We start from the raw sequence: 23,681 nt of genomic DNA, 5'->3' as shown, positions 1-23,681 counted from the left end.
ACGCGGGTACGGCAGCGGACGCGGAGCGCCCGGCCCGTGGGGACGGCACAGAGGGGGAGCTGTGCTCTGCGGCAACCCGCTCGATCAGATCCCGGGGGTCGATCCGATCAGCCGCAGCGGAACTCTTCCGTCGCATGAGGAGGGACTCTAGGTAGGGTGACCGTGCGTGAACACCCTCGCTGAGAGAGGTGGTTGCTCTCCGGCGCCGACAGGTCGTCGGGACACGACGATCAGCAAGATCTCGCAGAAACGGTAATGACTCTGCTCCGAATGGAGCAGTCGCACTCTCAGGTTGGTCCGATAGGCGGACGCGAACACTCTCTGTCGCACCGTTAGCCGATTGTGACCGACTTCCGGTCGCGCCAGAGTGGGCCCGATGCTCCCCCCATCCCCCCGAACCCCGCCCCAGGACCTGTGAACGACAACGCTCCCCCCGTCGCCCCGTCCATCTCCGTCCCGGCGCCCCGCTCCCCGGTCCGCCCCCTCTCCGTCCTCCTCGCCCTACCGCCGTCCACGACCTCGGTCTCGCTCGGTCGCGGACTGCGGCAGGACCTGGCGGCGGAGGGTGTCGACCTGACCGTCGCCGCGGACGGCATCGAGCTGCTCGACGCCGTCCGTGCCGGTGGCACCGACCTGCTCGTCCTCGACATGGACCTGCCCGGCCCCGATCCGGCGGTGCTGCTCGGTGCGGTGCAGGCCGAGTCCCCGCCGACACCGGTGATCACGGTCGTTCCGCGCGAGCGGCGGGCCACCGTGCTCGGCCTGCTCCGCGGTGACCGCGACGACTTCCTCATCCGGCCGTTCGTCCCCGACGAGCTGGCCGCGCGGATCCGGCTGCGGCTGCGCGCCGCCGCCGGGCTCCCGGCCCCGACCGTGCTCGGGCACGGCGGGCTGTCCGTGGACGTCGACGCCGGCCAGGTCTTCGCCGACGGCAGGCGGGTCGCGCTCTCACCGACCGAGTACGCGCTGCTCCTGGCGCTCGCCGAGCGGGCGGGCGAGGTCGTCACCCACGACGAGCTGGCCCGCCGCGCCTGGTCCGAACCCGCCTCGCCGAACCTGGTGCAGGTCTACATCTCCTACCTGCGCCGCAAGATCGGTCCGGAGCGCATCCGGACCGTCCGCGGTGCCGGCTACCAGCTGGACGGTTAGCGGGCGCCGTCCCCGGCGGGGAACGACGACGCGGCGTCGAGCAGCACGTCGTTCTCCTCCGGGGTGGACACCGACACCCGGACGCCGTCCGGCTGGAACGGACGCACGATCACCTTCCGTTCGGCGCAGTGGGCCGCGAAGTCCGCGGCCCGCTCGCCGAGCGGCAGCCACACGAAGTTGGCCTGCGTCTCCGGCACGGTGAACCCGAGGCCGCGCAGGCCGGCGGCGACCCGGTCGCGCTCGCGGACGACGCCCGCGCACCCCGCGAGGATCTCCTCCCGGTGCTCCAGCGCGGCGATCGCGCCGGCCTGGGCCACCGAGCTGACCCCGAACGGCGGAGCGACCTTGCGCAGCGCCGTCGCCACCTCCTCCGACGCCAGCGCGTAGCCGACCCGGAGCCCGGCCATCCGGTAGGCCTTCGAGAAGGTCCGCAGCACCACGAGGTTCGGGTGCGCGTCGAGCAGCGGGCGACCGGTGACGGCGTCGGGATCGGTGACGTACTCCGCGTACGCCTCGTCCAGCGCCACCAGCACGTCCGACGGCACCGCGGAGAGGAAGCGCTCGAACTCGTCGCGGTGGACGGCGGGCCCGGTCGGGTTGTTCGGGCTGCACACGAACACCAGCCGGGTCCGGTCGGTGATCGCGGCGGCCATCGCGTCGAGGTCGTGGCGGTGGCCGTCGTCGAGCGGCACGGTGCGGACCTCGGCGCCGCCGATCCGGGTCACGATCGGGTAGGCCTCGAACGAGCGCCAGGCGAAGAGCACCTCGTCGCCGGTGCGGCAGGTGACCTGCACCAGCTGCTGGCAGAGCGTCACCGATCCGCAGCCGACCGCGACCCGCTCCGGCGCGAGGCCGTGCAGCTCCGCGATCCGCCCGGACAGCTCGACGACCCCCAGGTCGGGGTAGCGGTTGCCGTTCGCGGCGGCCCGGGTGATCGCCTCCAGGACGGCCGGGGCCGGTGGCTCGGCGACCTCGTTGCTGGCCAGCTTGATCGCCCCGGGGACGGTGCGGCCCGGCACGTAGGCGGGCAGGGTGTCCAGATCGGGACGGATCAGCGTCATGTGGGCAACGGTAGCTCTCGGGGGTCGAAACACGGGCGGCTGCTCTGGTTGAGTGACCCCATGAGTACGGGGATCCGGACCGAGGGCGTTCCGCTGACCGACGGGAGCGAGCTACGGCTCACGGTCGGCGAGCCGGACGGCCCGGCCCGCGGCGGCGTCGTCGTGCTGCAGGAGGCCCGCGGCGTCACCGACTCCGTGCGGCTGCTGGTGACCGGGCTGGCCGGCGACGGCTGGCTGGCCGTCGCCCCGCACCTCTACCACCGTGACGACGCCGACGACCTCGGCGCGGGCAGCGACACCGAGGTCGCCGAGCAGCTCGGCCGCCTGGAGCCGCAGCAGGTGATGGACGACTGCGAGACCGCGTTCGGCTGGCTGGCGGACAATGGCATCGAGCCCGACCGGATGGGCGTCCTCGGGTTCGACATCGGCGGAACGGTGGCGTTGCACGTCGCGGCGAACCGGACCCTCGGCGCCGCCGTCACCGTGGCGGGTGAGGGGGTCGAACGGTCCCCGTCGCACAGCGTCCCCGCGCTGGTGGAGACCGCGCCCGAGCTGACCTGCCCGTGGCTGGGGATCTACTCGGAGGCCGCCGACAGCGCGGCCGTCGCCCGGTTGCGCGAGGCCGCCGAGTCGTCGGGGGTGGCGACCGATCTCGTCGTGTTCCCCTCCACCGGCTACCGGTTCGACGACGACCCCGAGTCCGCCGCCGAGGCGTGGGAGCGCGTCCTCAACTGGTACGACGCCCACCTCCGCTGACCCGCCCGGCGCCCGCGGTGTGGTCCCGCCCCAGCACGGCGGCCGGGGTGTGTCCGGCGACCACTGGTGCGCGGGCCGCCCGGTCGGGGAAGCTGGATCCATGTCGTCAGCGCAGACCGTGACCGACCCGGAGATCCCTGAGCTCCTGTGGCGGCCCGACCCGGAACAGGTGCCGCACACCGAGATCGTCGCGTTCGCCACGTGGGCCCGCGACTCACGCGGGGCGCCGATCACCGACGTCACGGACTACGCGCAGCTGCACGCCTGGTCGGTGTCCGACCTCGAGGCGTTCTGGTCGGCGGTCGCCGAGTACTCCGGCGTGATCTTCCACGACCGGCCCACCGCGACCCTCGGTGCGCGGGACATGCCGGGCGCGCAGTGGTTCCCGGGGTCGACGCTGAACTACGCGGAGCACGCCCTCACCCCCGGCCCCGCCCGAGCGGACGACGACGTGGCCGTCGAGTTCGTCCGCGAGGACGGCCTGGAGCGCACCGTCACCCACGCCGAGCTGCGCGACCAGGTCGCGCGTGCCCGGGCCGGCCTGGTCCGGGCCGGGGTGGGGACGGGTGACCGGGTCGTCGCGCTGGCGCCGAACTCGGTCGAGACCCTCGTCGCGTTCCTCGCCACGGCCAGCCTGGGCGCGATCTGGTCGTCGTGCTCGCCGGACTTCGGCGCCCGTGCGGTGCACGACCGGTTCGCCCAGATCGAGCCCACGGTGCTCGTCGCGGTCGACGGCTACCGCTACAACGGCAAGGGCTTCGACATCCGGTCCAACGTGGCGTCGCTGCAGCAGCAGATGCCGTCGTTGCGCGCGACCGTCCTGGTGCCGTACCTGGACCCGGACGCGACCCTCGACGGCACCGTGTCCTGGTCGGAGTTCACCGCCGAGGCCGGCCCGCTGGAGTTCACCGCCGTCCCGTTCGACCACCCGCTGTGGGTGCTCTACTCGTCCGGCACGACCGGGCTGCCGAAGGGCATCGTGCACGGGCACGGCGGCATCGTGCTGGAGCACCTCAAGGCGATGCGGCTGCAGCACGGCCTGGGGCCCGGGGAGCGGTTCTTCTGGTTCACCACCACCGGTTGGATGATGTGGAACTTCCTCGTCGGCGGCCTGCTGGTGGGCGCGACGGTCGTGATGTTCGACGGCAGCCCCGGGCACCCGGACCTGGGTGCGCTCTGGGCGCTCGCCGCGAAGCACCGGGTGTCGCTGTTCGGGGTGTCCGCCCCGTACGTCCAGTCCTGCATGAAGGCCGGCCTGCGTCCCGGCGACGACCACGACCTGTCCGCGATGAAGGCGCTCGGCTCCACCGGGGCGCCGCTGTCGGTCGAGGGTTTCCGCTGGATCGGTGACGCGGCCGGGAAGCACATCCAGATCTGCTCGGTGTCGGGCGGCACCGACGTGTGCGCGGCGTTCCTGACCAGCGCCCCGACCGTCCCGGTGTGGCTCGGTGAGCTGTCCTGTGCGGCGCTGGGCGCCGACGTCCGGTCCTACGGCGAGGACGGGACCGACCTGCTCGACGACGTCGGCGAGCTGGTCATCACGACGCCGACGCCGTCGATGCCGGTGATGTTCTGGAACGACCCGGACGGCACCCGGCTGCGCGAGTCCTACTACGAGGACTTCCCCGGGAAGTGGCGGCACGGCGACTGGGTGCGCCGGACCCCCCGCGGCTCCTACGTGATCTACGGCCGGTCGGACTCGACGCTGAACCGCGGCGGGGTGCGGATGGGGACGGCCGACTTCTACTCGGTCGTCGAGAACTTCGACGGCGTCGCCGACTGCCTGGTCATCGACACCACCGCGCTGGGCGCCCGTGAGGAGGGCGCGCTGCTCTGCTTCCTGGTGCTCGACGACGGCGTGTCCCTCGACGACGTCGAGCCGGCGCTCCGCACGGCGCTGCGCAAGGAGCTCTCGCCGCGGCACGTGCCGGACCGGTTCGTCGTCGTCGACGCGGTGCCGCGGACGCTGAACGGCAAGAAGTGCGAGGTCCCGGTGAAGAAGATCCTCTCCGGCACCGACCCGGCGAAGGCGGTGTCCTCCGGGGCGCTCCAGAACCCGGACTCGCTGGCCCCGTTCGTGGCCATGGCAGGGCGCTGATCAGCGCCGGACCGGGGTCCCGGGTGATCGCCCGACCCCGGTTCCGGCCCGGTCAGGGTGCCGTGTAGTGTTGTCCTCGCTGGTGGCCGTGAGGCACCGGGGAGGCTTCGCCTAGTCTGGTCTATGGCGCCGCACTGCTAATGCGGTTTGGGGTAACCCCCCATCCCGGGTTCAAATCCCGGAGCCTCCGCACCGGCACGGCGGAACGAGATCGGACCGGCGGCCGACAACTGAAGAAGAGCACGCGCCCGTAGCTCAACGGATAGAGCATCTGACTACGGATCAGAAGGTTAGGGGTTCGAATCCCTTCGGGCGCACCACACGAAATCCGGCCCTGACCAGTACGAACGGTCAGGGCCGGTTCTCGTTCTCAGGCCAGAAGTTGATCGCGGTCCACGAACCGGTCCACGAACCTTGCTAGCTTCCGCCACGTGGCCAGCCGATCCGACGCCTCCGTGAAGCGCCAGCGAGGGAGCATCCGCCGCCGTGCGCGGTGCTCCGAGGTCCGGGTGTCGGCTGGTGAGGACTCCTCGACCGGTGAGCGGATCGTGCTGTGCGAGAGCGTGGACATCGAGGGCACCGGAGACCGCGCGGAGAAGGCGGCGTACCGCGAGGCCGAGAAGGTCCGGACCCGGCTCCTCGCGGACGCCGACGAGCTGAAGGTCGCCCGGACCAAGGCGACGGTCGGGGGGCTGCTCGAACGCTGGATGGCGCAGCACGAGATCGACCCGACGACCCGGGTCTCGGCGGAGGTCGGCCAGCTGAACAGCGTCGTCGCGGCTGTCGGTGGCGTCGACGAGGGTGGCGTCGCTGCGGGGGATCTCGCTGGGCAGCCGTGTCTGGTTGGCCTCGCTGCGGACCCGGCGGGGTACGCCGTTGAGGTTCCAGGCGACGTCCGGGCGGGCGACGGCCGGGTGTTCCTGTCCGGCGGCGGTCAGGGTGATCCGACAGTTCCGCGTTCTGCCGCCGCGTCCCGCCGGGCGGGGATCGGCGGCGGGCAGGTTGTGGACAGAGCAGCGTCGGTGGGGGGCGGCCCGCCCAACGTCGACCTGATCGCGGGTGACCCGCTCCAGAACGGCGCCCAGACGGACGAGATCGCCCCGCCGCTCCGCGACCGCCGAGACGTCGAACCGACAGCGCGAAGGGGGCGGCGTGGCCCGCACACGATGACCGTAGCCCGTCGGTGCGGCCACCGCGCGTGAAACCCCAGCGCGCGGGCCTCAGGTGTGATAGAGCCGCCGCTGGGCTGAGCGCCAGCGCCGGTTGCGCAGCGGCACGCCGAGGATGGCCGCGACAGTGCGCTCGCAGTCGTCGACGACCTCCTTGCGGGTCGCCCCGGGCAGCGGCAGGACCCAGTAGCCAGCCCATTCGGCCGCCTTACTGGGCTCGTACCGGTGGGCGCCGATGCGGCGGGATGCCGCGCCGCGGGCGTCGGCGCCCCGCCGGGCCTGCCCGACGTAGCACGCGTAGCCGCCGGTGGTGACCGCGACGTAGACGACCTTCGTGTCGTCGCCGGTGCACTCGGTGAGCGGCACGCAGACCGCGCGGTGCTCGAGCAGCGGCACCGGCAGCGCGGCGGCCAGGACGTCGTAGCGGGCCTCGTCCATGCGCGCCACACCGCCCCAGACGCGCCGGGGTGCGCCCGTCACGAGAGATCCAGGGGACGCGGCTCCACGACGGAGCGGAAGTTCCCCGCGATGGCGTCGAGGTTGAGAAGCGAGGCCTCGGCTTGGGCGAACGGGATCAGCTCGCGCCGGTCGGAGTGCAGGGCCAGCAGCTCCGCCAGCGACTCCTTCGAGGAGGCGAGCGACTGCGCGAACGCGGTGAAGGCGCGGCGCTGCTTGTCGGCGTGCGTCAGTTCCTCGACGTCGGGCTCGTCCGCCTTCTTGAGCATGCGCCGCAGCGCCGCGTTGACGTGCGCGACGCCGTGTTCGGGCGGGAGCTCCGCGAACTCGCCGGTGCTGGCGTCGATCAGCCGGGGCCTCAGCCCCGACCGGGAGCGTTTGACGGCGTCGGCGAGCAGGCGCACGCCCCACTCCCGTCCGAGGAGTGCTTCGACGACGCTGCCGACGCTGCCGCGCTGGATGCTGACCCGGCCGGTGACGTTCTCTAGGCCGGCCGCGACATGCTCCCCCGATCCACCGGCGGCCAACAGGTAGCCGCCGGTCACGAGCGCGGTCATACCGAGGACCCCGAGCAGGCAGAGCGCGCCCTGCGGCAGGGCGGGGGCCGCCTTCAGCTGCTGGAGCGCCAGTTCGGCGAGCCCGTCGACATCGTTGTCGGTCGCGATGTCGAGGACCTCCCACGGCGTGGTGAGCAGGCCCCGCCACAGGCAGCCGCCGGAGCCGGAGAAGAGCACCTTGCGCATGCTGTCGATCTGTTTGACGTCGTTGCGGGCGGTGTAGCCGCGCAGCGCCAGCTCCACCACGGGCGCGGAGCGGTGCTTGAGGTGTACCTGCGTGGTGTTCAGCGGCCCCTGCAGCACGCGCGACACCTGTGGACCGGAGCGGGTGAACTCGCGCACGACGACGGCCGCGCGGAGATCGGCCAGGGCAGTCAGGTCGAGGGGGGCCATGGCGTCGGCAACCGGCGTGCGCCCGATCAGCGTGTCGAGCGTGGCGCCGGAGACGGCCGCCGTGCACCCCTGCGGCCCGAGGAGCCGGGCGTCGTGGAGCGCGGCGACCGCCTGCTCGGCCGAGACACCGATCCGGGCGCCCTCGTCGAACGGCTTCGGGGCGACGTTCATCCCCTGCAGCACCTCGCGAACCGCGGTGGCGAAGCGCGCGTTGCCGTGGAACATCGAGTCGTCGTCGATGTACCCGACGATCACCGTCGCCGGCACAGTCAGGCTGTTGAGCGCTCGGGCGGCCGCGTCCTTCGAGCGGCGGTCGCGCTCGCCGAGCGGTCCCCGCGCCTCCCGCTGCCGCAGCGCCGTGAAATGGTCGCTGTAGAACTTGAGCAGCTTGCGGGTGAGGTCGCGTCGCTCGACGTAGGTCATCTGGTTGAGCAGCGAGGGCCGCAGCGTCACCAGGGGCTCCGCCGCGTAGAGCGCATGGAGGCGCTGCGGCAGCAGGTGGACTTCGAACGAGACGTTCCGGAACGCGGCGGCCGTGCGGCTATTGCCGTCGACCGTGACGAGCTCCTCCGGCGCTGCGGAGTCCGGGCCGAGGGCCGGGTAGCCCTCGCTGTCGACGCCCGGGGCGTAGGCCGCCGCCACGAGCGTGATGGGCTGCTCGATGATGCGCGTGCCCACGTCGACCGGGTTGTCCTTCAGGACCCGCTCCATGTTGACGTCGCTCGCGTCGCGAAGCAGCGTGCGGTCGCAGGCGTAGACCAGCGAGGAGTGGTCGGGGTGCGAGGTCGGCATCGGCACCGCCGAGAGAGCGCCGCCGCGCGCGCTCAGCGTGGGGTCGGCGGCGTAGATCGTGTCGGCGAGCAGCCGGTCGTTGGCCGGGCTGAGGTTCACCAGCGGCGTGAACAGCCGAACGTCGTCGATCCGCAGCAGCCAGCCGTTGCTCACGCGCTGGCGCTTGATCTTCTCGTCGGCGACGCCGCCCGGGTCCAGGGCGCCCAGAAACAGCGCCTCCCGTCCGGCCGGGCTGACCATCACGCCCGAGAGCTCGCGGCGGGCGAAGCGGCTCTCTGCCGCCTTCGCGGCGCTGGGCGGGCCGACCTTGAGGGTCCAGCTCTCGCCGGAGCCGAGCGGGATGACGCGCACGGCCTCCTGCGGGCTCTCGGAGGCGTCGGGGCGCTCGTCGCTGAGCAGCGCCGCGAACCGGTCGTGCTCGGCGAACGGCGCGGCCTCCGGCGGCACGGAACTGGGTCGCGCGGAACTGGGGTGCTGGGGCACAGGTGTCTCCTGACACGCGAACGGAGATCGCGTGTCAGGGCGGGCGCCCCGGTCACCTGTCGCTCCCGGGGGGACCGCGGTCTCCCGATGCGGGCAGCGCACCCGGCTGGGTCGGCCGCACGAACCTCGGACTGCCACCTGAATGGCCGGTCCGCGGCGCCCGGTGGGCGTGGGCCTCGGCCCACGCCGCGGGGATGCGACGTCGCTCGCCCGGTGCGGCGAGACGGCCAGTCTCCCACACAGCTGCCCGGCGCCGCGCTCAGAATTCGATCGGCTGCGTCGCCGCCGACGCCGGGTTCGTCCCGGCGCGTCGGCTCGCCGAGCCTGTTACGGTGCCGGACGTGGAGGTCGGGGATGTCGGACGACTTGTACAATATCTCCGCGCTTCGCGAGCGATCAGTGCCGGTCCACTTTCATCCGTTCCCTGCCGCCCAACTCGTCGGCGCTGAAAGTTCGCGTTCCCGGCCGGGACTGACACCGTGGCGGGCGTGCGCGCCGGACGCCGAGCCGGAGGCGGCGGCGCCGCTCGTCCGGCCCGTCGGGGCCAGCTGGAGGACGTGACGAGAGTCCTCACGTGGGAGCTCGTTTCACGATCGTCGCCAACGAGAATGCCAACGCTTACCTCCGGACCTCGCCGATCGGCGCTGACGTCCGCAGAACATCAAGACTGTTGCTGAACAGTGAGAACGGCGCCAGCTGACTACCAGGGACCACCGTCGTGCAGGCGACTCGGGACCCGTCAGGTTGCCGGTTCGAGCCCGGCCCGCCGCACTGCATCGCAGCTCAGAGCGTTGCGCTGGCGCGGTCGGTCGCCTGGTTCCCGGCATGGCGCCCCGCGCTTGACGCGCTCGCCGTCGACGGGATTTCGATGCCGATCGCACTCGGCCTGCTCGTGATGGATCCTCGGGCCTGCGCTGATGTTCGCGCTGGCCTGGCTGATGTTGCCCGACCTACCCGAGTACCGCGCCGGGCTGATCATCGTCGGGCTGGCCCGTTGCATTGCCATGGTCATCATCTGGAACGACCTCGCCTGCGGCGCCCGCAAGGCCGCCGCCGTGCTCGTCGTCCTTAACTCGGTGTTCCAGGTCATCGCGTTCGGTGCGCAGGCCTGGTTCTACCTCGTCGCCCTGCCCGGCTGGCTTGGGCTGCCCGTCACCGACGTCGCGTTCTCCATCTGGGACATCGTGAAGTCGGTGCTGATGTTCCTCGGCATCCCACTGCTCGCCGGCTACCTGACCCGCCGCATCGGTGAACGCGCCAAGGGTCGCACCTGGTACGAGGAGCGCCTGATCCCGCGGATCGGACCGTTCGCGCTCTACGGCCTGCTGTTCACCATCGTGCTGCTGTTCGCGTTGCAGGGCGACGCCATCACCTTCCAGCCCCTCGACGTCGCCCGGATCGCGCTGCCGCTGATGGTCTACTTCGCCCTGACGTGGGCCGGGTCCTACGCCCTCGGCCGCGCCGTGGGCATGGGCTACGAGCGCACCACCACCCTCGCGTTCGCCGCCGCGGGCAACAACTTCGAACTCGCCGTCGCCGTGGCCATCGGCACCTTCGGCGTCACCTCCGGCCAGGCCCTCGCCGGGGTCGTCGGCCCACTGATCGAGGTCCCCGTCCTCGTCGCCCTGGTCTACGTCTCCCTGTGGCTGCGACGCCGCCTCTTCACTCCGATCGGAGATCCGTCATGACCCACGTGCCCGAGGTGCTGTTCGTCTGCGTCCACAACGCCGGCCGCAGCCAGATGGCCGCCGCACTGCTCACCCACCCCGCCGCCGGCGCCGTCGTCGTCCGCTCCGCCGGGTCCGCCCCGGCCGACACGATCAACCCCGCGGTACGCGAGGCCATGGCCGAGATCGGTGTCGACCTCACCGACGCTGCTCCGAAGAAGCTCACCACCGACGCTGTCGAGGCATCCGATGTCGTCATCACCATGGGGTGCGGCGACGCCTGCCCGTCTTCCCGGGCAAGCGCTACCTCGACTGGCAGCTCGCCGATCCCGGAGGGCAAGACGTCGCCGCCGTCCGCTAAATCCGCGACGAGATCGAACGACTGATCCGTGATCTGCTCGCCCAGCTCATGTCCTCGCCGGGTCGGGCGGCCGACCGGAGCCCGTGACGCTCGACCCGGTGTCGGAGCCGCGCATCCGCAACGCCCGGATGATGTCCGGGCGGTCGTTTGGCGCGGTTCCGTACAGGGCCAGCCACCAGCGCAGCTCCCTCAAGACCGTGCGGACCACGACCGTCAGCGCGGTCGCCAGCACCCCCGCCGCAGCGGCGTCGAGGAAGATCACCACGGCCGCAGCTCCTCGCGCAACTGGTGGGGAACCATCAGACCGGAATCCGTACTGGTGAATCCGGACGTCGGCGAGGACGTGTCCCCGTACCCCGGGACCGCACCCGTCCGCTTGCGCAGCCGGCGCAGCCGCTGCGCGATGGCGTCACCGTCGCGCCGCGGTCGGCCGCACACCTCGGCCGCGGCCGACCAGCCGCAGCCGTGCGACGCCTTGACCATGGCCACGGCCTGGTCCTCCCGGGAGAGCCCGGCGAGCAGCGCGGCCGCGGGCCCGGTGAGCGTTCCCGACTCGACCCAGTCGACGACCCGGTCGTCCTCCAGCGCGAGGTCGGGCATCCCCGGCACCCGCACCGTCGTTTCGTACTCGGGGAGGGGGTGGACCCAGCGGCCCTGCCCGATCTGTCGCCCGACATCCCCCCGAAGCGCCCGGTTCCACTCCCGTGCGCTGTCGCGGAACTGCACCTTGACCAGGTCGATCAGCTCCCAGCCGTCCTCCTGCGGCACCGCGGCGAGGTCGACGATGAGAAGCGCCTCGTGGAGTGCCTCGACGGCCTTCTGCGACGGCCGGACATCCAGCCAGTCCCGCAGGAACTGCTCCAGTGCACGGGTGTCACCGCGCTCCATCGCCTCGTACGCCCGGTACACGGCCCACCACGCGGCGCGCTGGCCCATGCGCAGCAGGTCCCGCCACGGCTCCCCGACCAACCCGACACGGAACTGCTCGATCACGCTGTCGGTCAGCAGGGAGAGCCCAGTCATCTCCGGCCGGAGCCCGTCGAGCAGTGGGCCGAGCCGCAGGGAGGGGACCAGGTCCGTCGGCTCGAACATCGAGAACCCGGCGTCCCACGCCGGGAAACGGCCGAGCAGGCTGGCACTGAAGTTGTTCATCACCGACTGGTGCTGCAACCCCAGCACGGAGGCCGTGGTGGGCAGCATGTTGAGGATCTTCGGGCGGATCGCCTCGGCCAGGCTGGCCCCGATCTGGTTCGCGAACAGGGCGGAGTCGTGACCCAAGAAGTGGTCCCTTGGAAAGAACGTTCCGAGCGAGGCGCCCCGGGCGGCGGCGAGGAAGCTGGGGCCCGGGCCCAGCCGACCGAGCTGCACCATCCCGTCGCGGACGGCGGGCTCGTCGGACCGTCCCGGGGAGCGGGAGGTGTCGTCACCGGCCTCGTCGGCCATGATGACCTCCTTCGGAAGTTCACGGTACCCGGCTCGGATCGCCGGACCCTCTACCTTCCAGAAACGGCGACGACGGGATTCCGTCAGAACCGCATCAATTGTTGCCTAGATCACACATCGACCGTGTGGGGAGATCCGTTCGCGGACAGCGGGCACGGGCCGGTCCACGGATCGGTCCACGAACTACGCGGCACTGGTGCCGGTCACGCCCGATCTGGTGCGGGCACCGCGAGCCGGTACCTCGAAATCCTGACCTGCGGACGCGGGCACGCCAACTACGGATCAGAAGGTTAGGGGTTCGAATCCCTTCGGGCGCACACACAGCGAAGGCCCTCCCGACCGGGAGGGCCTTCGTCGTCGTTCGGGAGTCCGCGGTCAGATCCAGCCCCGCTCCTCCGCGACGAGGACGGCCTGCTGACGCGTGTCGACGGCGAGCTTGCGCAGTCCCGCCGAGATGTGGTTCCGCACCGTGCCCGGGGCCAGGGACAGGGCGCGCGCGATCTGCTGGGTCGACTCCCCGCGCCGTCCGGCCCGCAGGACGTCGAGCTCGCGGTCGGTCAGCGGGGAGCGTTCGTCACTGAGGGCGTCGGCCGCGATCTCCGGATCGACGTACCGCTCGCCGGCGGCCGCGCGCCGGATGACGGCCGCGACCTCGTCGGCGCTGCGGGACTTGGGCAGGAACCCGGCCGCCCCCGAGGCCAGCGCCCGGCGCAGCACCCCCGGCCGCGCGTGCCGCGTGACGATCACGCACCGGGTGGCGGTGCTGCGGGTCAGCCGCTCGGTGACCTGGACGCCGTCGAGCTGCGGCATCTCCAGGTCGAGAAGACAGACGTCCGGCCGCAGCCGCTGCGCCTCGGTGACGGCCTCCGCACCGTCGGCGCACTCCGCCACGACGTCGATGTCCGGCTCCAGGCGCAGCAGCGCGGCCAGCGCGGACCGGATCATCCCCTCGTCGTCGGCGAGCAGTACCCGGATCATCCGGCCTCCCGTACGTCGGCGGGCACGGTGACGACGACGGTGAACACCGAGTCGTCCCGCCGTACCTCGAGGTCACCGCCCCCCTCCGCCGCCCGGCGCGCGATCCCGTCCAGCCCGGACCCGCCGGTGTCGTCGGACGGGCGGCCGGTGACGTCGTTGGAGATCTCGTAGCGCCACGTGTTGTCCGTGCGGGTCAGGCGCAGCCGGGCCCAGCCGCCGCCCCCGTGGCGCAGCGCGTTGGTCGTCGTCTCGCGGACCACCGGGCCGAGGGTCCCGGCCGGCGCCGCCGCCGCGTCCGGATCCACCTCGGCCACGGCGTTCGTGCCCGCCGCGCGCAGCAGGTCCACCGCGTTGGCGAGCTCGTCGGCCAGCGGCACGGAGCGGAACCGGGTGGCCAGGTCCCGGGTGCCCTGCCGCGCCTCGTCGACGCTCACCCGCGCCGCCGCCAGCTGCGCCATGCCGGCGTCCGGGTCGCCCGGCAGGAGCCGCTCGGCCAGCTCCAGCTGCAGGGCGACGACCTGGAGATGGTGTCCCTGCAGGTCGTGGACGTCCGTCGCCACCCGCAGCCGCTCCTGGGCCGCCGCGAGCCGCGCCTCCGACACCCGTGCCCGGTCCAGTGCCTCGATGACGTCCCACCACCACAGCGACGACACGGTGATCGCCGGGAGGACGGTGGACAGGAAGACCAGCTGGGTCCAGTTCGGAGCGCCGCTCTCCGCGAGCGTGAGCCGGGAGTCGATCACCGCCAGCGCCACGAGCAGGGCGGTCGCCGCCAGCACCAGCCGGGCCCGTGTCCCGGACGGCCAGTTCAACAGCACCGCGGCCTGCAGCACCGGGAGCGCGCCCAGCACCCAGAGATCGAGGGCGACGCCCGCCGCGAGCCCGAAGACCACACCGGTCACCAGCGGTGCGAGGTGCCGGCGCCGGACCACCAGCGACACGGCGTCGGACCGGCGCCGGTAGTCGTGCAGCGGGAGCAGCGTCGTCAGGAACCACACCACCCCGCTCGCGGCGACCACACCGGTCGGCACCGGCCCGGTGCCGGACCCGGCGAGCGCGCTGATCGACAGGGCCACGACGAACAGCTCGAAGACGACGACCGCCAGGGCCATGTACCACCAGGTGACGGTGATGCCCCGGCTGAGCCGGACGGCGCGACGCGCGTCGACGGCCGTCGACGCGGTGCGCTCGGCCGTCCGCTCCATCCGCTCAGCCTACGACCATGACAGATGTCACGGATCGGACAGCGAAAGCTCCCGGATCCCGATGACGGCCAGGCACTTCTGGCGAGCGCGCCCGGCGTCTGAACTGGACACAGCGCCGGGGAACCGCCCCGCCACCCAGCACAGGAGCCCGCCGTGAACCTCTTCGAGACCCTCCAGAACCTCGTGGGCCAGGTGCCCGAGCCGCTGCAGCCGCTGATCGCGGCGTTCGCCGGCGCCATCCCGTTCGTCGAGGGGGAGGGCGGTGCCGCGATCGGCATCCTCGGCGGCATCCACCCCGCCGTCGCCGCGGTCGCCGCGATGATCGGGAACTTCGTCGTCGTCGCCGCCCTGGTGCTGCTCGGTGCGGGCGCCCGGGACGCCGTGGTGAACCGCCACCGCACGGCGGCGCGCGCCCGCCAGGGCGCCACGGTCGGCGGCGCCGCACCGCACCCCGCGGCGGTCCCGGGCGACGGCCGGGACCGGGGGTCCGCGCGCCGGGCGAAGTTCCAGCGCGCCTACGAGCGCTACGGCGTCCCCGGCGTGAGCCTGCTCGGCCCGCTGCTGCTGCCCACCCACTTCACGGCCACCATGCTCGCCGCGTCCGGTGTGGGCCGGGCCCGGATCCTGGTCTGGCAGGCGGTCGCGATCGTCCTGTGGACGACCATCACCGCCCTCGTCGTCGGCGGCGTCGTCCAGGCCGTCAGCTGAGCCGCGGCCCGGACCACCACGACGAGGGGGATCAGGACATGACGACCGCACCGAACTGGCTGATGGACGACGGCGCACCGAGGAACGACCCGGCGGTGCCCGCCGGGGTGGAGTACCACCGGGTGCTCGCCGGCGAGAGACGGCGGGTCGGGCGGGGGATCCTCGCGATCGTCCTGCTGGCGGCCGGGTTCGTGCTGTTCCCGACGGTCATCGGCCAGGGGCTCGCGCTCGTCGACGTCCGGCTCGGGAACAGCCCGCCCGCAGCCGGGGGCACCGACTACACACCGCTCCACCACGCAGGGTCGATGATCGCCCTCGGCCTGCTCGCCCCCTGGAGCATGCTCGTCCAGCGCCTGCTCTACGGCGTGCCCGGGGCGTCGCTGCACTCGGTGACCTCACGGTTCCGCTTCGGCCTGTTCGGCAGGGCGCTGCTCGTGCTCGGGCCGGTCTGGGTGGTCGTCGTCCTGCTGGGGTTCGCGACGCCGGTCGAGGAGAGCCCCTGGTCGCACGCCGACCTCGTCGCCATCCTGCTGGCCACGCTGCTGCTCACCCCGTTGCAGGCGGCGGGGGAGGAGTACGGCGTGCGGGGGCTGGTCCTCCGGGTGGTCGGCGGCTGGACCCGGGGGCGGCGCGCCGGCCTGGTCCTCGGGATCGTCGTGTCCAGCGTGCTGTTCACCCTGGTGCACGGGGCGACCGACGCGTACCTCGTGCTCTGGTACCTGGTCCTGTTCGGCGGGCTGGCCGTCATCACCTGGCGTACCGGCGGTCTGGAGATCGCGGTCATGCTCCACGCCGTCCTGAACACGCTGTCCCTCGCCGCCGCGCCGTACCTGCGGATCGACCTCGGTGCGGCGCTTCAGGGCCGCTCGGAGACCGTGGGGACCGCCTACCAGCTCGTTCCCACGATCACCGTCGTCGCGCTCACCGCCGTCGTCTGGTGGGCCACCCGCCGGACCGGCCCCGCGCGGACGACGCCGTCGCGCCTGCCGGAGCGCACGCCGGCGCCCGTCACCCGGAACTCGCGGTAGGACGGCCTACGTGGACAGCAGCCGCTCGACCTCACCGATCCGGGCGTCCAGGCGGGCCGACCGGACGCCGCGTGCGGATCGGCGTGCCCGGTCGATCGTGGCGCGTCCGGCGTCGTGGACCCCGGCGCGGGCGTAGGCCTCGGCGAGCCACTCCTGTTCCGGTACCTACCGCCCGCGCCCCGTCCCGGTCCGCGCGGCGAGCTCGACGAGCTCCCGTGCCGGCCCGGCAGGCGGACGTCCGCGGGGCCAGATCGCGGCGAGGCGGCGGTCCAGCGCGAGACCGCGGACGGGCACGGCGACGAGGGTCCCCCCGGCGAGCTCCCCGGCCACGGCGAGCGAGCTGAGCACCGCGGGTGCGACGCCGTCGGCCGCGGCGTTCTTGATCGCCGTCGTCGACCCGAGCTCCAGCACGGGCTCGACGGGCGTCCCTGTCCCGGCCCGGTCCAGGGCCTCGTCGAGGTGTTCGCGGGTGCCGGAGCCGCGCTCCCGGGAGATCAGGGCGGTGGCGGCGAGCCGGGCCGGTGTGACGCCGCGGCGGCCGGCCCAGGGATGGCCGGGGGCGACGACGACGGTGAGGTGGTCGCGGGCGACGATCTGCTCGTCGAGATCGGGGGAGTGCCGGGGTCCCTCGACGAACCCCAGGTCGGCCCGGCCGGCGAGCACGTCGTCCTGGACGTCGCTGGAGTTGTGCGAGGTCAGTGCGACGCCGGTGCCGGGCAGGCGGTCCCGCAGGGCGATCAGCCACCGGGGCAGCAGGTACTCGGCGACGGTGAGACTGGCCGCGACCCGCAGCCGGGCGTCCTGCCGGGTGCGCAGTGCGGTGACGCCCTCGTCCATGGCCCGCGCCGCGTCGACGGCGGTGCGTGCCCAGTCGGCGACGAGCGCGCCGTCCCGGGTGAGCGTGGTGCCACGGGTGGTGCGCTCCAGCAGGGTCAGTCCGAGTGCGGACTCGAGGGTCTTGATTCGAGCGCTCACGGCGGCCTGGCTGACCCCGTGTGCGGCGGCGGCCTTGCCCATGCTGCCGAGGCCGGCGACGCTGAGCAGCAGGTCGAAGGCCGCGAGATCGGCCACCCGCGGTGGTAGGGGCATAAGCGGAGATTGTGGCGGCACAAGGTCCACCCCGCTACCGCGGGCCGCACCGGGAGCGCACGGTGGTGGCCATGACGTCCTCCGAGCTGAGCACCGCGGCCGCACGGGAGTGCCCCGTGGACACCACGGGGCACGGCACCGGTCGCCACCGGCTGTCCCGTGCGGGACTGCTGCGCGACCTGGACCGGCCCGGCGACCTCTTCTCCGGCATCGGCCCGAACTGGTACTCGTCGATCATGGGTACCGGCATCGTCGGTGTCGCCGCCGCGACGCTGCCGGTGCAGGTCCCCGGCCTGCACACCTTCGCGGTCGGGATCTGGCTGCTCGCCTCCTTCCTGCTCGTGACGCTGACCGCCGCGTGGGCGGTCCACTGGGTCCGCCACACCGGCACCGCGCTGGGGCACGCGCGGAACCCGGTCATGGCCCAGTTCTGGGGCGCGGTCGCGATGGGTGTGATGACCGTCGGCGCGGGCGCGGTGAAGTTCGGCGGACCGTTCCTCGGCGCCACCGGGGCGATCGGTGCCGGCTGGACGCTGTGGGGGATCGGCACCGTGCTCGGGCTGGTCACCGCGGCGTGGATCCCGTACATGATGATCGTCCACCACAGGATCGAGCAGGGGTCGGCGTTCGGGGGCTGGCTGATGCCGGTGGTGCCGCCGATGGTCTCGGCCGCCAACGGGGCGCTGCTGGTGCCGCACACCCCGGCCGGGTGGCAGACGTCGATGGTGGTCGCCTGCTACGCGATGTTCGGGATCAGCCTGTTCGCGACGCTGGCGATCCTCCCGCAGGTGTGGAACAGGCTGGTCGTGCACGGGACGGGGCCCGCGGCCACGGTACCGACGATGTGGATCGTCCTCGGTCCGCTGGGGCAGTCGGTGACCGCGGCGAACCTGCTGGGCGACCAGGCGGGCGTGCTGGGCGAGCCCTACGCGACCGGGGCGCACGTGTTCGGGATCTTCTACGGGGTTCCGGCCTGGGGTTTCGCGATGATCTGGCTGGTCATCGCGGCCGCCGTCACCGTCCGGACGGCACGGCAGAAGCTGCCGTTCGCGCTGACCTGGTGGAGCTTCACGTTCCCCGTCGGGACGTGCGTGACCGGGACCAGCGCGCTGGCCGCGCACCTGCACCTCCCGCTGCTGGCGGTCACCGCGACGGCGCTCTACGTCATGCTGGTGGTCGCGTGGGCGGTGGTGTCGGTCCGCACCGCGCACGGCTCGCTGGTCCGTGGGTACCTCTTCGCCCCCGCCTGACCTCGCGTTCCGGGTGACGGCGGACCGTGGCCGATGTCCCCGCGGCCGAGTACCTTCCGGGCGGAGGACGTTGTCGATGTGCGAGATGGCCGAGGAGACGCCGGACGAGGCGGAGACCGGGCCGCAGGATGGTGGCACCGGGCCGCCGTCGCGGCGTGCGATCGCGATCGGGGCCTCGGCCGGCGGGATCGAGGCCCTGCTGGAGCTGGTCCCGTTGCTGGAGCCCGGGCTCGCGGCCCCGGTGCTGGTGACGGTGCACCAGCCGGCGGCCGCCGCGACCGTCCTGCCGCAGCTGCTGGCCCGTCGCGGGCGGTTGCCGGTCGGGCACGCGCAGGACGGGGAGACCCTGTTGCCGGGCCGCCTGTACGTCGCCCCGCCGGACCGGCACCTCATGGTGGACAAGGGCCGGGTCGTGCTCAGCAGCGGCCCGAAGGAGAACGGGAACCGGCCCGCGATCGATCCGCTGTTCCGTTCGCTGGCCCTGGACGCCGGGGCGGGCGCGGTCGGGGTGGTCCTCAGCGGGGCGCTCGACGACGGCGCGTCGGGGGCGCTGGAGGTGGTGCGCCACGGCGGGACGGTCATGATCCAGGAACCCGACGAGGCGCTCTACCCGAGCATGCCGCTCGCTACGCTCGAGCAGGTGCCGGGTGCGTTCGTGCGACCGGTGGCCGGGCTCGGCGCCATCCTCCCGGGCGTCGTCGACCGCGCCGGTCCCCTGCGGTCCACCGGCCACGGATCGGCCCGGCTGCGCTGGGAGGTCGCGATCGCCCGGATGGAGGATTCGGAGATGTCTGCCCCCGATGCGGCCGGTACGGCGGCCGGGCTGGCCTGCCCGGACTGCTCCGGTCCGCTGTTCGAGATCCACGACGGGGGACTCCCGCGGTACCGGTGCCGGGTGGGGCACGCCTGGTCGCAGCATGCCCTCGGCGCCCAGCAGGAGCAGTCGGTGGAGACTGCTCTCTACATTGCGCTGCGGGCCCTGGAGGACAAGGCGGCCCTGCAGCGACGCATCGCGGCCACGGCCGCCGAGCAGGGGGCCGACCGGGTGGTGGCACGCGCCCGAGCCGCCGCCGACGAGGCGGTGCGCTCGGCGCGGGTGCTCCGGCGGCTCCTGGGCGGTGCGGGGGACGAGGATCGGGGAAGGAGCAGGACGGAATGAGCGATGTGGCCCGCGACGGGGGGCCCGACCCGGAGTTCGAGCATCTGCTGGACTTCCTGAAGGAGATGCGCGGTTTCGACTTCACCGGCTACAAGCGGTCGAGCCTGCGCCGGCGGATCGAACGGCGGATGCAGCAGCTGGCGATCAGCGGGCTCGACGAGTACCTGGACCGGCTGCAGGTCGACCAGGACGAGTTCGCCCGCCTGTTCAACACGATCCTGATCAATGTGACCGGGTTCTTCCGGGACCACGACTCGTGGATGCACCTGCAGCACGACGTGTTGCCGTCGTTGCTGGCCACCCTGCGGCCGGGCGAGCCGGTACGGGTGTGGTCGGCCGGGTGCGCCAGCGGTGAGGAGACCTACGGGCTCGCGATCCTGCTGGCCGAGGCACTCGGTGCGGAGGGGTTCCGCGAGCGCGTCAAGATCTACGGGACGGACGTCGACGAGGACGCGCTCGCCACGGCCCGCCAGGCCGCCTACACCGCCAAGGACCTCGAGGCCGTGATCCCCGAGTGGCGGGACCGCTACTTCGAGCGCAACGGCCAGCGCTACGTGTTCCGCCCCGACCTGCGCCGTTCGGTGATCTTCGGTCGCAACGACCTCGTCCAGGACGCCCCGATCGGCCGGCTCGACCTGCTGGTGTGCCGCAACACCCTGATGTACCTCAACGCCCAGACCCAGGCCCAGGTGCTGGGCCGCTTCCACTTCGCGTTGAAACCGGGTGGAGCGCTGTTCCTGGGCAAGGCCGAGATGCTGCTCAGCCACACGCGCCTGTTCGTGCCGACGGACCTCAAGCGCCGCTTCTTCCGGAAGTCCGACTCACCCGGTCTGCGGGTGACGACGCTGGAGCCGCTGTTCTCGAACGACGCCGCGAGCGTGCCGCGGGTCGAGGACGAGACGCTGATGTCCAGCCCGGTCGCGACACTCTCGGTCTCCCCCGACGGCGTGCTCGGACTCGCCAACCGCCGTGCGGAGACCCAGCTCGGGCTCTCCGGCCGTGACGTCGGACGGCACGTCGGTGAGCTCGAGCTCTTCACACGCGTCGCGAAGCTCGCCTCGACCCTGGACCAGGTCCAGCAGCAACGCGGCTCGGCGGTGCTGCACGAGGTCGAGTGGACCCACAACAACGAGACGATGCACTTCGACGTCCAGCTCGTGCCCCTCCCCGTCGACGGCAACGGCGGCACCCCGGCGGCGATCTTCTTCACCGACGTCAGCCGGTACCGCCAGCTCGCCAAGGAGCTGGAGCAGGCCCACCGGCAGGTCGAGTCCGCCTACGAGCAGCTGCAGTCGACGGTCGAGGAGCTGGAGACCACCAACGAGGAGCTGCAGTCGACGGTCGAGGAGCTGGAGACCACCAACGAGGAGCTCCAGTCCACGAACGAGGAGCTCGAGACGATGAACGAGGAGCTCCAGTCCACCAACGACGAGCTCCAGTCGATCAACGACGAGCTCCGGGACCGCACGGCCGAGCTCGACGGCACCAACGACTTCCTCCAGGCGGTGCTGGAGAGCCTGCGTTCCGCCGTCGTGGTCGTCGACTCGGAGCTGATGGTCCTGGCCTGGAACCACCGCGCCGCGGACCTGTGGGGCCTTCGTTCGGACGAGGCGACGGGCCGCCACCTGCTCAACCTCGACATCGGGCTGCCCACCGAACGGATCCGGCCGATCGTGTGGGACACGCTCGCCGAACGCCGTCCCGAGGACGACGAGGACGGTGCGGAGCCGGTCGTCGTGGCCGAGCGGGACGACGACCGGTCCGGCTCCGACGGCCGGCCCGACCGGTCGACCGTCGTCGTCGACGCGATCAACCGACGCGGGCGGACCGTGCGGATCGAGGTCGCGGTCGCCCCGCTCCGTTACCACGAGCGGGGGCGCAGTGGAGCGATCATCGTGATGGACCAGCTCGAGCCGTCCGACTGAGGCCACGTCATCGGTGCCCGCGACTGCTGCGTCACACCGGCACGCGCGGCTATCCTGGTGGGGTGGCCGAGGTCGACGCCGCCGCGAACGTCGAGGCCTTCCTGCACTCGGTGTCCGAGCTGCTCGCGCAGCCCCTGGGACCCGACGCCGGAGGGGCCGACCCCGCGGCGGACAACGCTGAGAACCGGGCGATCGTCCGCGCCCGCGCACGGCTGGCCCGCAGCCGTGCCGAGGCGATCGGCGAGCGCCTCGAGGACCTCGGGCGGCGTCACGCCGACTTCCTCGCCGTCCACCGGCACGCCGCCCCCCAGCGTTCCGCGGCGCACCACCAGGCCGTCGGGATGCTGATGGGGATGTTCGGGCTGACCGGGAAGCAGGCCGGGGAGCTGCTGGCCATGCTGAGCTGGCAGCAGGACCGTCCGCCGGAGGCACTCGCCCGGCGGATGGTCACCGAGTGCGAACGGGGCGGCGACCCGGCGAACGTGCTCCGCGACGGCGGCGTGACCGGCAGGCACAGCGTGCCGCTGGTCGTCCGGCGGGCGGTCGCCTTCATCGAACGGCACGCCCACGAGGACATCACCAGCGACCACATCGCCACCGCGGCCGGTGTCGGCCGCCGCCGGCTGCAGCACGCGTTCCGGGAGCACTGCGGCGTGAGCCCGACCCGGTACCTGCGCCGGGTCCGCCTCGCCCACGCACACCGTGAGCTCCTCGCCGCCGACCCCACCCGCGGTGACACCGTCGGGGCCATCGCCGACGCCTGGCAGCTGCCGCACCACGGCCGTTTCGCCGTCGAGTACCGGGCGGCGTACGGGGTCACGCCGGCGACGACCCTGCACCGCTGAGCAGGGCGCACCCCGGGCAGCCGGGTATCGTCGACGCCGTGGCGGACGGCAGGCGGCGGGTGACGATCGCGGACATCGCCGCCCGGGCCGGGGTGTCGAAGGCCGCCGTCTCCTACGCGCTGAACGGTGTGCCCGGCGTCAGCCCGGCCGTACGTCAGCAGATCCTCGACATCGCCGCCGAGCTGCGGTTCCGCCCCAACCGGATCGCCCAGGACCTCCGCGCCGGGACGGCCAAGGTCATCGGGATCCTGCTCGACAACATCGAGAACCCGGTCTACACCGAGATCGCCGGCGCCGCCGTGTCCGCCGCCGCCGAGCGGGGCTACGAGGTCTTCGTCTCCCACCTCGGCACGGCTTCGGACCGCAAGACCGAGGTCGCGCTCTCGCACGTGGACCGCAACATCAGCGGACTGATCCTCACCTCGGTGACGGTCGAGGACATCCCGCTGCTCGCCTCGCTGCGCGAGCGCGGCGTCGCCTGCGTCCAGGCCTACCGGGGGCTGACCGAGGTGCCGAACGACTGGGTCGGCATCGACGACCGGGCCGCCGCCCGCGAGCTCGCCGCGCAGGTGCTCGCCGGCGGGCGGCGTTCGGTCGCGATCCTCAGCGGTGTCCGGGAGTCCGTGGTGGCGCGGAACCGCGTCGCCGGGTTCCGGGAGGCGCTGGCGGAGCGCGGCATCGAGCCCGTCAACCCGGACGACGTCTGGGGGCCGCTGACCCGCGAGGCCGGCGTCACCCGCGCCCGGGACGTGCTCGACCGGCACCCCGGCACGGACCTCCTGCTCTGCGCCAGCGACGTGATCGCCGTCGGTGCCTGGGACCACGCCCGGGAGGCGGGGCTGTCCGTACCCGGCGACCTCGCGATCACCGGCTTCGACGGCACCGGCATCGCCAGCGCCGGGCCGCTGCAGCTGAGCACGGTGAACGCGCCGCGCCGGGTCATGGGGGAGTGCGCGGCGACGATGCTGATCGACCGGATCGAGGGGGCCGACGGCCCGCCGATCCGGCGGATGCTGCCCTACGAGATCGTCCTGCGGGACTCCACCGGGGAGGGCGGCGCCCCGGCGGCCCGCCCGGCCCGGGCGGGCCGGGCGGCCACCTGACGGCTA

General features: G+C 72.8%; 19 protein-coding genes, 2 tRNA genes and 2 pseudogenes. 15 read left to right on the top strand and 8 right to left on the bottom strand.

From position 1 onward, the window contains the following. Positions 1–414: 414 nt before the first annotated feature. A complete protein-coding gene (locus PP1_RS15795; protein WP_010229587.1) occupies positions 415–1,149 on the top strand; it encodes a response regulator transcription factor in 735 nt (244 codons plus the stop codon). Here the strand turns inward: PP1_RS15795 and hisC are convergent. Then, positions 1,146–2,210, bottom strand: coding sequence for a histidinol-phosphate transaminase (gene hisC, locus PP1_RS15790; protein WP_010229589.1), 1,065 nt, complete (start codon positions 2,208–2,210; stop codon positions 1,146–1,148). The two genes, PP1_RS15795 and hisC, sit on opposite strands and share 4 nt — an antisense overlap. A gap of 60 nt (positions 2,211–2,270) precedes the next feature. On the opposite strand from hisC, the gene PP1_RS15785 reads away from it, so the two are divergent. The 5 genes from PP1_RS15785 to PP1_RS15765 all read left to right on the top strand — a co-directional run bounded on the left by PP1_RS15785 (position 2,271) and on the right by PP1_RS15765 (position 6,266). Next, complete coding sequence (locus PP1_RS15785) at positions 2,271–2,966, top strand: dienelactone hydrolase family protein (protein ID WP_010229591.1); 696 nt, start codon at positions 2,271–2,273, stop codon at positions 2,964–2,966. Positions 2,967–3,066: 100 nt separating this feature from the next. After that, the gene (locus PP1_RS15780; protein ID WP_010229592.1) at positions 3,067–5,064 is read left to right on the top strand and encodes an acetoacetate--CoA ligase; all 1,998 of its coding nucleotides are present in this window, start codon (positions 3,067–3,069) and stop codon (positions 5,062–5,064) included. Between the two features lie 100 nt (positions 5,065–5,164). Further along, positions 5,165–5,254, top strand: a tRNA-Ser gene (locus PP1_RS15775). 54 nt (positions 5,255–5,308) lie between these two features. Next, positions 5,309–5,384, top strand: a tRNA-Arg gene (locus tag PP1_RS15770). 111 nt (positions 5,385–5,495) lie between these two features. Beyond that, positions 5,496–6,266: a hypothetical protein gene (locus tag PP1_RS15765; protein WP_139323737.1), complete on the top strand. Its 771-nt coding sequence runs from the start codon at positions 5,496–5,498 to the stop codon at positions 6,264–6,266. An 18-nt stretch (positions 6,267–6,284) separates the two neighbouring features. Here PP1_RS15765 and PP1_RS15760 read toward each other — a convergent pair whose 3' ends face one another. Both PP1_RS15760 and PP1_RS15755 read right to left on the bottom strand, forming a co-directional pair. Then, positions 6,285–6,713: a hypothetical protein gene (locus PP1_RS15760; RefSeq protein ID WP_010229596.1), complete on the bottom strand. Its 429-nt coding sequence runs from the start codon at positions 6,711–6,713 to the stop codon at positions 6,285–6,287. Next, the gene (locus PP1_RS15755; protein ID WP_139323738.1) at positions 6,710–8,914 is read right to left on the bottom strand and encodes a hypothetical protein; all 2,205 of its coding nucleotides are present in this window, start codon (positions 8,912–8,914) and stop codon (positions 6,710–6,712) included. Before PP1_RS15755 ends, PP1_RS15760 begins: the two co-directional genes overlap by 4 nt. A 718-nt stretch (positions 8,915–9,632) precedes the next feature. On the opposite strand from PP1_RS15755, the pseudogene arsB reads away from it, so the two are divergent. Together arsB and PP1_RS15745 are read left to right on the top strand one after the other, a co-directional pair. Continuing rightward, a pseudogene (arsB, locus tag PP1_RS15750) lies at positions 9,633–10,602 on the top strand (ACR3 family arsenite efflux transporter). Then, positions 10,599–10,942: pseudogene (locus PP1_RS15745) on the top strand (arsenate reductase/protein-tyrosine-phosphatase family protein). Before arsB ends, PP1_RS15745 begins: the two co-directional pseudogenes overlap by 4 nt. Positions 10,943–10,988: 46 nt before the next feature. Here the strand turns inward: PP1_RS15745 and PP1_RS15740 are convergent. The 4 genes from PP1_RS15740 to PP1_RS15725 form a co-directional block, all read right to left on the bottom strand. After that, on the bottom strand, positions 10,989–11,207 hold the full coding sequence (locus PP1_RS15740; RefSeq protein ID WP_010229604.1) for a hypothetical protein: 219 nt from the start codon (positions 11,205–11,207) through the stop codon (positions 10,989–10,991). Continuing rightward, complete coding sequence (locus PP1_RS15735; protein WP_010229606.1) at positions 11,201–12,385, bottom strand: hypothetical protein; 1,185 nt, start codon at positions 12,383–12,385, stop codon at positions 11,201–11,203. Before PP1_RS15735 ends, PP1_RS15740 begins: the two co-directional genes overlap by 7 nt. A 375-nt stretch (positions 12,386–12,760) precedes the next feature. Next, positions 12,761–13,363 (bottom strand): response regulator transcription factor, encoded by a 603-nt coding sequence (locus PP1_RS15730; RefSeq protein ID WP_010229608.1) that lies wholly within the window; start codon positions 13,361–13,363, stop codon positions 12,761–12,763. Next, the gene (locus PP1_RS15725; protein WP_010229610.1) at positions 13,360–14,568 is read right to left on the bottom strand and encodes a sensor histidine kinase; all 1,209 of its coding nucleotides are present in this window, start codon (positions 14,566–14,568) and stop codon (positions 13,360–13,362) included. Before PP1_RS15725 ends, PP1_RS15730 begins: the two co-directional genes overlap by 4 nt. A gap of 153 nt (positions 14,569–14,721) precedes the next feature. Between PP1_RS15725 and PP1_RS15720 the strand changes: the two genes are divergently transcribed. Further along, positions 14,722–15,276, top strand: coding sequence for a hypothetical protein (locus PP1_RS15720; RefSeq protein ID WP_060574322.1), 555 nt, complete (start codon positions 14,722–14,724; stop codon positions 15,274–15,276). 38 nt (positions 15,277–15,314) lie between these two features. Continuing rightward, positions 15,315–16,304, top strand: a complete 990-nt coding sequence (locus PP1_RS15715) for a CPBP family intramembrane glutamic endopeptidase (protein ID WP_010243905.1) — start codon at positions 15,315–15,317, stop codon at positions 16,302–16,304. 165 nt (positions 16,305–16,469) lie between these two features. On the opposite strand, the gene PP1_RS15710 is transcribed toward PP1_RS15715, so the two are convergent. Next, positions 16,470–17,393: a LysR family transcriptional regulator gene (locus PP1_RS15710; RefSeq protein WP_033200759.1), complete on the bottom strand. Its 924-nt coding sequence runs from the start codon at positions 17,391–17,393 to the stop codon at positions 16,470–16,472. A 71-nt stretch (positions 17,394–17,464) separates the two neighbouring features. Between PP1_RS15710 and PP1_RS15705 the strand changes: the two genes are divergently transcribed. The 5 genes from PP1_RS15705 (at position 17,465) to PP1_RS15685 (ending at position 23,675) form a co-directional block, all read left to right on the top strand. Then, positions 17,465–18,643 (top strand): TDT family transporter, encoded by a 1,179-nt coding sequence (locus PP1_RS15705; protein WP_010243901.1) that lies wholly within the window; start codon positions 17,465–17,467, stop codon positions 18,641–18,643. A gap of 76 nt (positions 18,644–18,719) precedes the next feature. Next, complete coding sequence (locus PP1_RS15700) at positions 18,720–19,802, top strand: chemotaxis protein CheB (RefSeq protein WP_010243899.1); 1,083 nt, start codon at positions 18,720–18,722, stop codon at positions 19,800–19,802. Next, positions 19,799–21,727, top strand: coding sequence for a CheR family methyltransferase (locus tag PP1_RS15695; protein ID WP_050802594.1), 1,929 nt, complete (start codon positions 19,799–19,801; stop codon positions 21,725–21,727). The genes PP1_RS15700 and PP1_RS15695 overlap by 4 nt, the downstream gene beginning before the upstream one ends. Positions 21,728–21,789: 62 nt before the next feature. Then, positions 21,790–22,572: an AraC family transcriptional regulator gene (locus tag PP1_RS15690; RefSeq protein WP_010243894.1), complete on the top strand. Its 783-nt coding sequence runs from the start codon at positions 21,790–21,792 to the stop codon at positions 22,570–22,572. A gap of 38 nt (positions 22,573–22,610) precedes the next feature. Next, entirely contained in the window at positions 22,611–23,675 is a 1,065-nt protein-coding gene (locus PP1_RS15685) for a LacI family DNA-binding transcriptional regulator (RefSeq protein ID WP_202796479.1), read from the top strand. The last annotated feature ends 6 nt before the right edge of the window (positions 23,676–23,681 follow it).

Source organism: Pseudonocardia sp. P1 (assembly GCF_000178675.2).
Taxonomy (GTDB): Bacteria; Actinomycetota; Actinomycetes; order Mycobacteriales; family Pseudonocardiaceae; genus Pseudonocardia.
The sequence above is the reverse complement of the archived record's forward strand: the minus strand, read 5'-3'. Positions and strand labels throughout refer to the sequence as shown.